The following is a 2,666-nucleotide window of genomic DNA, read 5'->3' on the forward strand; positions in this document are numbered from 1 at the left end:
GGGCTGCATTACAACCGGTATCGGTACTATGATTGCCAAGCGGGACGTTTCATCAGTAACGACCCGTCTGGGTATTTAGGTGGCTACAATTTATTTGCTTATACTTATGATCCGATAAACTGGGTCGACCCTCTAGGTCTTTCGAAGAAAAAAGAGCAGGGTACTCCCAAGCAAGCTCAAAGAAAAAATGAAAAAAAACAAGGTCCCTCAGATATTACACGTATTGATGAGCCCGAGATGTCAGTGCCCAACAGTCAATGGCACGCACACTGCAAGTGCGGGTCTGGCTACAATCAAGATGGCACAGTTCACGACAAAGGAAAAGGTGACGTCACCTTCAGCAGGAAAACGATTGATTGGTTAAATGATCATGGGTGGAGCATAGAAAAATGAATTTATATAAGTTATATAAAAAGATCATGAAAAAAGAGGCGTACAACAATTTAAATTTGTTATTAGGAGGGTTTGACAGTTTTGAGGAGTTTCCAATAATTTCAAGAGATCGAAGGGTAGAGAAATTGCAAGTCGCTCTCAAGCAAGAAGATGTGTCGGGATTTCTGCTAGGGTTTGCTTTTTTTTTTGCTAAATACAGTGCAGGTAATGGCTAGGGATAGTCACAAAAAATTAGGTCTTACTGCAATCACATTCACAAGATTTGATGACGATTGCGGCCCCAGTCTGGTGCCGAAAATATTCATATACCCGGGTGCAGCGGCCAATGACCTTCGTCAGGAACTCATTAAGAATCGACCTAGAACGGACTCGCCTGAGATGACCAAAGTCAAGAAGGTGTTCACGGCTTGCGGTCTTTTTGAAAGCTTCCTATTTTTAGAGAGCAGATTTTTCGATAAGGCTTGCGACGAAGAGGTTATACGAATTTATGCGATCCCTCATCATGGCAATATTCTAAAGGATATTTGATGATTGCATCAAAACGCTCTAAATTCAGTGTTGCTAAAAATTAGCATCCCGCCAATCAGGAAGTAAGGCCATTCACCGACTCAAATGGTAGGTGGGTTTTAAACGAAGATAAAAAACAATTATGACTAGAGAGCTGACTTATCGGGTGAATGGAAAGGATATCGTTATTCAGGATCACTCGGCAGGTCACAATTATGGTGCAGGAGGGTTGGGGGATCAGCCGTGCCATCATAATGTTCGACCTGCAGACAACACTCGAACAGGAACTGTCGCGGGCATGGATGATCACTATTATTTTGGCTGTCGGAATAAAAAGTAAATGAACTTTTCTAAAGTAATGAATCCGCAAGCTTTGACCTCGATGTATGAAGGGGTGCCTAATTTTTTAGACTCAGAGATTTCCGAAGTTAATTTTAAGCGAAATGAGCCAAGGCTGTCCGTTAAGCTGCTTACTCAAAATAAACCGAGGAAAAGCCCGGCCAAGTGGCCGGAAAAGTACGACCAGGTCTGTGTTGAGCTGTCATTTATAGGTAGTAGGTGCGTCAGTTTTAGTGAGTGGGGGCATGAGAACGTGGTTTGTGAAATGTTGTTTGATGTCGTGGATGATTTCGTTACTGTAACGATACTCTGTGCGAACAAAAGTCGACTTAAATTTACTTGTGATTGGGTGCGTGTCGAGAGCGTACGGCATGGGCTCATTAGTACACCTTAAAGGGTTGTTTATACCCTATTAACTGGCTGACCAGTCGCAGACCGGGCGCTTTGCCTATGACGGCAACGGCAAGCTGATCCAGGCGATCAACGCCGCGAGCAAGTTGCAGTGGTTCCACGACGAGGCGGGCAATCTGACCCGTGAGCACCAGCACTATCTGGCCACTGGTACGCCGATGGTCGCGGTGTGGAAGCATGAATACGATGTGCTCAGCCAGCGTATCGCGACCGTGCGCCCGGATGGGCATAAGGTCAGTTGGCTGACGTATGGCAGCGGCCATCTGCTGGGCATGAAGCTCGACCATCACGAAATCTCAGCTACGAGCGCGACGACCTGCAGTACGATGCGGCCGGGCAACTGACCGATATTCACGACAGCCGGCGCGGTCATCTGGCCTATCAGTACGACCCGGTGGGCCGGCTGTTGCAGGCGACCAGTCGCCTCGGTGTGGAGACCTTCGCGTTCGACCCGGCGGGTAACCTGCTGGACGAGAAGGCGCAGCAGATCAACCGTCCGCTGGAGCAGGACCCGAAGCGCAACAACCTGCTGCGCGAGTATGCCGGTACGCACTACAGCTACGACGAGCGCGGCAACCTCATCCACCGGCTGCACAACGGCGTGCGTGCGCAGTTCACCTGGGGCCTGTTCGATCGGATGAGTAGTTACAGCGATGACAAGCTCAAGGTCGAGTACAGCTATGACGCCCCCGGACGGCGGCTGCACAAGCATTCAGTTGCGCACTACTGGAACAAGCCGCAGGCCGGCACGGGCTGGAACCAGCTGGAGCGGGCCAGGCGCCAGCGCGAGCTGGAGTGCGGTTTTACGCTGTTTGGCTGGGACGGCGACACGCTGGCGTGGGAAAGCTCACCGCCGCGTGATGAGGGCGATACCGGGCGCACGGTGCATTACCTGTATGAGCCGGGCAGCTTTGTGCCGGTGGCGCAGGCCTTGCGCAAGGGCCCGGTGCGCCTGCACAAGCAGCCTGACTGGAGCCAGCGCAGCTACGATTTCGATCGAGTGCGATCCACGAACC

General features: G+C 50.6%; 3 protein-coding genes and 1 pseudogene. All 4 read left to right on the plus strand.

Annotation, left to right across the window (positions count from 1 at the left end; translation table 11 throughout):
* A partial coding sequence (locus tag KUO17_RS24875; protein WP_217978215.1) for an RHS repeat-associated core domain-containing protein occupies positions 1 to 393 on the plus strand: 393 nt, incomplete at its 5' end.
* A gap of 649 nt (positions 394 to 1,042) precedes the next feature.
* Positions 1,043 to 1,240 carry an HNH/endonuclease VII fold putative polymorphic toxin gene (locus KUO17_RS27395; RefSeq protein WP_217978217.1) on the plus strand — a complete coding sequence of 66 codons (198 nt, stop codon included), beginning with the start codon at positions 1,043 to 1,045 and terminating at the stop codon, positions 1,238 to 1,240.
* A gap of 18 nt (positions 1,241 to 1,258) precedes the next feature.
* Complete coding sequence (locus KUO17_RS27400; RefSeq protein WP_425274898.1) at positions 1,259 to 1,633, plus strand: immunity 50 family protein; 375 nt, start codon at positions 1,259 to 1,261, stop codon at positions 1,631 to 1,633.
* A 22-nt stretch (positions 1,634 to 1,655) separates the two neighbouring features.
* A pseudogene (locus KUO17_RS24895) lies at positions 1,656 to 2,666 on the plus strand (RHS repeat-associated core domain-containing protein); the annotation flags it as partial.

Origin of the sequence: Pseudomonas aegrilactucae (genome assembly GCF_019168305.1) — a bacterium.
In the GTDB taxonomy this organism is placed as follows: domain Bacteria; phylum Pseudomonadota; class Gammaproteobacteria; order Pseudomonadales; family Pseudomonadaceae; genus Aquipseudomonas; species Aquipseudomonas aegrilactucae.

Bases quoted from the DNA above. Each gene is read 5' to 3' on its own strand.
- KUO17_RS27395 (WP_217978217.1), top strand. From the start codon at position 1,043: ATGACTAGAGAGCTGACTTATCGGGTGAATGGAAAGGATATCGTTATT.
- KUO17_RS27400 (WP_425274898.1), top strand. From the start codon at position 1,259: ATGAATCCGCAAGCTTTGACCTCGATGTATGAAGGGGTGCCTAATTTT.